This is a genomic window from Planktothrix sp. (assembly GCF_046067725.1).
In the GTDB taxonomy this organism is placed as follows: domain Bacteria; phylum Cyanobacteriota; class Cyanobacteriia; order Cyanobacteriales; family Microcoleaceae; genus Planktothrix.
Genome location: NZ_JBJUDF010000216.1, coordinates 1 through 5,654 on the forward strand (window position 1 = coordinate 1; position 5,654 = coordinate 5,654).

At 40.6% G+C, this 5,654-nt stretch carries 5 protein-coding genes and 1 pseudogene; 1 reads left to right on the forward strand and 5 read right to left on the reverse strand.

The genetic code is table 11. The features are described from left to right. Positions 1-594: 594 nt before the first annotated feature. Positions 595-1,647, forward strand: coding sequence for a DUF1565 domain-containing protein (locus tag ACKPEB_RS13180; RefSeq protein WP_408965390.1), 1,053 nt, complete (start codon positions 595-597; stop codon positions 1,645-1,647). Between the two features lie 265 nt (positions 1,648-1,912). Here the strand turns inward: ACKPEB_RS13180 and ACKPEB_RS13185 are convergent, their stop codons facing one another. The 5 genes and pseudogenes from ACKPEB_RS13185 to ACKPEB_RS13205 all read right to left on the reverse strand — a co-directional run. Then, entirely contained in the window at positions 1,913-2,209 is a 297-nt protein-coding gene (locus ACKPEB_RS13185; RefSeq protein ID WP_408965391.1) for a DUF3493 domain-containing protein, read from the reverse strand. Positions 2,210-2,226: 17 nt separating this feature from the next. Further along, positions 2,227-3,459, reverse strand: coding sequence for a DUF445 domain-containing protein (locus tag ACKPEB_RS13190; protein WP_408965392.1), 1,233 nt, complete (start codon positions 3,457-3,459; stop codon positions 2,227-2,229). A gap of 79 nt (positions 3,460-3,538) precedes the next feature. Further along, positions 3,539-4,246, reverse strand: coding sequence for a bifunctional demethylmenaquinone methyltransferase/2-methoxy-6-polyprenyl-1,4-benzoquinol methylase UbiE (gene ubiE / locus ACKPEB_RS13195; RefSeq protein WP_408965393.1), 708 nt, complete (start codon positions 4,244-4,246; stop codon positions 3,539-3,541). A 14-nt stretch (positions 4,247-4,260) separates the two neighbouring features. Further along, positions 4,261-5,202 (reverse strand): response regulator, encoded by a 942-nt coding sequence (locus ACKPEB_RS13200; RefSeq protein WP_408965394.1) that lies wholly within the window; start codon positions 5,200-5,202, stop codon positions 4,261-4,263. Between the two features lie 212 nt (positions 5,203-5,414). Further along, a pseudogene (locus ACKPEB_RS13205) lies at positions 5,415-5,654 on the reverse strand (hypothetical protein); the annotation flags it as partial.

Consider the following 5,654-nt stretch of genomic DNA (forward strand, 5'->3'; position numbering starts at 1 on the left):
GTTGCAAAGTCCATCTCTATAGATACAAAATACAACTCAGCATCACCCCATGGAAACCCTTGTAGTGAGGCCAAATGCCCTTCAGGAATGAATAAAAAAATATCGTATCAGCTTAACAGAAGTGTCAAGAAAATAGCAAGAGATTGAGAAATTTTTGTTTGACTGCGACAGGGACAGAACAGAACTATACCCTAATCTCACATCTGTTTTTGGGTTGCTCCTAGGAAGCCACACCTTGAACAATTAACTATCGCTTGATGTGACAACCACCGATATATGAACCCATCGCAACAAAAACAAAGTCCTGACATCTGCTGATTGAGAACTTTTTTGTGCTCAAGCTCCAGAAACTAGATCCAAAACAGGCACAAGATAAAGTCTGGCTTTACTGACGGGTCTGGGAGATCACAAGTTCCCAGAGAATCATATCCAATCTCGGAGAAAACAAAATCCATTGATCTGAATCGGCTAAAATGCTTGAAGTTCAACGAATTTAGAGCAATTTCTCTCAAAGGTCGATTGTCCTAATCTTATCTTGGACAGGAACCCTGTGACGGATAATCGCCTCTTAATCACGACAAACCATGAATATCTATGTGTAATCAACAGGAGCCGATGCAACCCTTAACTTTATCCTTCTGCTCGAAATTGTACAAAGGCTGGAGGTGGACAACAACGATTTTGGGACTAGGGCTGATAACAAGCTTAGAAATGCCTGCTTGGGCAAATATCCAGACCATTCCATCTGCTCCTGGGATCATTCCTCAAAATTTAGTCCAAGGTTCTGTTATTTATGTTGATCCTAATACGGGAATTGATAGCGGTGCTTCCACAGGAAGTCAATCTGGCCCCTATCGTTCCATTAGTTATGCGCTTCAAAAAGCTCAACCGGGTACGGTGATTCAACTTAACCCTGGAACCTACAGCCCAGAAACTGGTGAAGTCTTCCCCATTGTGCTCAAAGATGGAATTACCTTACAGGGAGACGTTTCCAGTAACGGACAAACTACGGTGATTGTAGGCGGAGGTAATTTTGTTAGCCCAACCTTTGCTCGACAAAATGCCACGATTAGAACCGAAGGAAATAGTCAAATTCTGGGGTTAACTTTAACCAATCCGAATACTAGGGGTACAGCATTATGGATCGAATCTTCTAATCCTACGGTGAGTAATTCTACATTTACTAACAGTAAGCGAGATGGGATTTTTATTACGGCGGAAGGGAATCCTAAAATTACAAATAATATCTTTACTCAAAATACTGGAAATGGAATATCAATTGCTCGTTCAGGAGCAGGAGAAATTCGCAATAATCTTTTCCAAAATACAGGGTTTGGAATTTCGGTTAATGATGAAGCAACCCCCGTTCTTATTGAAAATCAAATTATTGAAAATCGAGATGGGGTTGTGATTTCTCACCAAGCAAAACCCACATTGCGAAATAATTTAATTGAAAATAATCAACGGGATGGAGTAGTAGCGATTTCACAAGCTCAACCCGATCTAGGGACGGTTACCAATCCGGGTCAAAATATTATTCGCAGTAATGGTCGCTATGATGTGTATAATGCGACACGCGGTTATACGCTGACGGTGGTTGGGAATGAAATCGATCAATCCAAAATCTCCGGTGCAGTGGAACTTTAAAACGAGAAAGCCAGCTTCCGCAAATCGGAAGCTGACCTCCAGGTTTTTATCAGTGAGTTTTCCTATGGTTAGGGTCTTTATAAAAGCTGACCCCATTTGAAGCATTAAAAGAGATTTATCGTTAGGGTCTTTATCAAGCTGACCCCATTTAATCCACTGTAATCTATCATCTCAGGAATTATGACGAAACTTTAATTTCGTAATATTTTCTTTATTTTCTTTTGATTGCGTCTTATGTCCTTTCATGGAGAAATATATAGTTATGTTACTTTGGCCCTGATGTCCGTCCCTTAGCCCGTTGTTCCCAACGAAATAGGGCCACCATCAAGGCCACGACCCCTATTTGTAAGGCTAAGTTCGGTAACGCCGATCCAACATTACGTCCTGCTAACAGTTGGGCCAAAAATACAAATGCACCGATTAAACCGGAAGCCCCAAAACCGACATAAATAAACTGTCGTAAACCCCGATAAGGAGCCATTGCTTCTGCTTTTAAACGCGCATATCTTTCAGGACTCAGTTGAGGATTTTGTTGAGACGGATTTGATTTAGGAGTAGCCATATTAATTGATATTCTCGTTATCTAAATAATAACAAAACTGTTTGGAATAAACCCACAATAATTCCTAAAATCCCTCCTAAATTAACAATCGCCTGTAATTCACTTTTAACAATTCCATTAATTCCGGCTTCTAAGTTTTCGGGGGAAGTTTGTTTGACTCGATCAATAATGACTTGTTCAATATTTAAAATCGGAATTACTTGAGTCATGATTTTTTCTAAATCCTGCTCTAAATACCGCTCCAAAAGCAAGGCTAATTCTTGACTGACTAATTCTAAGGAAGTATTCATTACGGGAGAATTTTGTAATCGTTTTAAAATCCAAGTTGAAAGATGATCCCAATCAATCGATTCACTTAATCCTTGAATGACATCAATTCCTTGTTCTTGAATATAAAGCCTCACGGCATCCCGTAGAGTTTTTCGGAATTGTTTAACCGTGGAAACAGGTAAATTTTGTAAGGTGATATTTTGTAACCATTCTTGTAATCGTTCTGCTAATCCCAGCGATTTAATTAATTCTATTAATCGTCGATTAGTTTCTTCTTTTTCATCTAAACAAAAGGTTCGCAGTCGGGTTAAACTATGACGTAATCCTAATAAATTGGCAACCACCCAATAGGTTCCACTGGTTTGTTCACGGAATCCTTCATCAATAATTGAAATATTGCGATCAGTTAAGAAATCAATTAAAGCTTGTCGTAAGACTTCTGGAGGTAACACAACCTCTAAAATCCATTCTGATAACTGTTGGGATTGTTTATCACTCAATTGAAATTCCAATAGCACTTGATCAAAAATTTGATTGATTTGAGGTGCTAAAAAATCATCTCTTCGAGCTAAAACTCGTAAGATTCTGGGTAAAGATTCCCCAATAAAATCATGCAAAATACCGGATAAAATTCTAGCAGTTTTTCGCTCTGTATCCGATTTAACTTGATCTAATGCTAGTCTTAAAAACCAATTAATTGTCGCTTGCATTCGTTCGGTTTCCAGTAACCGACGAGCTAAATTTTGTAACTCTTCTGGAGTCAATAACGACCCCATGATAGTATCGGAAACCCTTTTGGCTAAACGTTCTTGATTTCTCGGAATTAAACCAGGCGTAAATGGAACTTTTCGGCCATAAACCTGTAGGGGTCGGTAGGGACGAAATAACATTTTAATCGCTAAATCATTGGTAAAATAACCAATAATTCCACCCACAATTGGCGGTGTGATTAAAACCCAAAGATCAGAAACATTCACCATTCTTCTCGCAGCCAACCATGAGCGATAGCAAGGGTTTGTAGGAGTAAAAAAACCTGAGCCGACTAAACGATTCAGGATCTTAATCGCTTTTCATTATCACTAATACTCCCATCATACCGTTTGCAATCGGGTAATGGGTGGCTTGAAAAAATCCGGCTTCCTGGGCTAATCTAACTTGTTCATTGCCTCTAGGAAATTTTTCTAAACTAGGGTTAATATAAGCGTATTCTTCTTTAAAACCCCATCGTTCGGCTGCGGGAACAACAATCTGATCTAAATACCATTGTTGAAAAGTCCGCAGTAGAAGACTCCCAGGACGATGAAAATCTAAAATTGCTGCGGTTGCTCCGGGTTTGAGGACTCGATGGAGTTCTTGGAGGCTACGAGGAATATCGGTAACATTGCGTAAACCATAACCCATAGTGGCGCAGTCAAACTGGTTATCATCAAAAGGTAAAGCTAAAACATCCGCTTCTACCCAAGTGATCGCCGCCGTTGGAATGGTAAAGGGTCGAGGTCGGTGTTTCGCAATCTCTAACTGACAATGGGAAAAATCTACCCCAAATACCTGCCCAGATTGTCCCACCTGTTGAGCTAATAACAGAGCTAAATCTCCACTTCCACAACATAAATCTAAAGCTGTATCTCCCGGTTGACAACTACTCCAGCCCACAGCCATTTTTTTCCAAATCCAATGTTGCCCCAAACTTAACCCGTCATTTAATTGATCATAGACAGGTGCAATGCGATTAAAGATGTCTTGAACGGGGTTGTGTTCATTAATCATGTTGAATTTGGAGATTAGGAGTTAAGACTAGTAATAGCCAAGGCAATTTGCTGGGCAACTAAATACAGGGTGGTCAAATCATCAGGACTCATCTGACAAGGATACTTCCACTGTACTGATAATAAAGCAATCTGGCGAGTTCGATAGCTAATCGGAACATTAATATGAGCTTGAATTCCCGAAATTTGATAGTGAGGAAGAGTGGATAAGACCGGATCAGCCGCAATATTAATCGATGCCTGTACAGTTCCCGTTGTCAGAGCTTCTTGGACAATAGGATCACGGTCTAACCAGTGTTCTACCCCACCTTTGTTGCTATAATGGCCTTGAATGGGAACCAGATGATTGTCCTGAATGGATTGTAAAATGCAAACATCCGCTTGGAACTGTTTGGCTACGGCTTCGGCAATCGTTGTCAATAGACTTTCCCGATTAACAGCGACTTGTGTAGCTTCCATAATCGTTGCTAACAATTGGGTTTGAGCCTGAGCTAGATTGAGTTCAGCCGTGCGTTGGTTCAGTAACTCGTAGGTTTCTGCCGCACGTTCCACCACCGCTTTGAGTTCGTTGGGATCCCAAGGCTTGGTAATGTATTTATAGACCTGGCCTGAATTAATCGCATCTACCAAGTCTTCAATATCCGTAAACCCGGTTAAAATAATTCGCACCGTATTGGGAAACTGGGGTACTGTTTTGCTGAGAAACTCCGTCCCTTTCATTTCAGGCATTCGCTGGTCGGAGATAATCACCGCCACTTCCCCTTCTTCGGCTAAAATTTCTAACGCTTTAACACCACTTTCTGCCTTAAATACATTAAAATTCCGTCGAAATGTACGGTAGAGCAGATCTAAATTATCTGGCTCATCGTCAACTACCAACATCTTGGGCTTTTTGGGTCGTTGATGGTTCATGAGTTGGCGCTTAACACTTTCTAGTTGGGGAATTTCAACTTCCATCTATACCTCCGAGGCTGGTACTCCTGCAGTATCCACCAGAAACTTCAAAAACATCAATTGCAAACAGGAAACCCCGCTTCAGATATCGAATCAGGCAGGATAGAGAAATTAGACAATTCCACAAAGACTCAAGGGAGTAAGATTTTTACTCACCTTTCAGTTTGGAAACACGACCTATGTTGACACTCCCCGCTCTGAAGAGACGGGGATTCTTAAGAGATTTTCACTCTTAAAGGCTGAGTCAAACAACCCCTACCCACTCCGGTAAAACCATTGTGGCTACTTTTCTTTCTAATATTGGCAGCACCATTATTCGATTCATATCTCAAGTATCTTTGTTCAGAAAAATAGAACTGTCTAACCGAGTAAAGCCCTACATTGTAAAGGTTTTTACTCAATCTACACAGTTCTCTCAAGGCAAGGAACTCTTGCTTACTGAGGTCACGAATTTG

Coding starts and splice junctions, on each gene's coding strand:
- ACKPEB_RS13180 (WP_408965390.1), top strand. CDS start 595: ATGTGTAATCAACAGGAGCCGATGCAACCCTTAACTTTATCCTTCTGC.
- ACKPEB_RS13185 (WP_408965391.1), bottom strand. CDS start 2,209: ATGGCTACTCCTAAATCAAATCCGTCTCAACAAAATCCTCAACTGAGT.
- ACKPEB_RS13190 (WP_408965392.1), bottom strand. CDS start 3,459: ATGGTGAATGTTTCTGATCTTTGGGTTTTAATCACACCGCCAATTGTG.
- ubiE (WP_408965393.1), bottom strand. CDS start 4,246: ATGATTAATGAACACAACCCCGTTCAAGACATCTTTAATCGCATTGCA.
- ACKPEB_RS13200 (WP_408965394.1), bottom strand. CDS start 5,202: ATGGAAGTTGAAATTCCCCAACTAGAAAGTGTTAAGCGCCAACTCATG.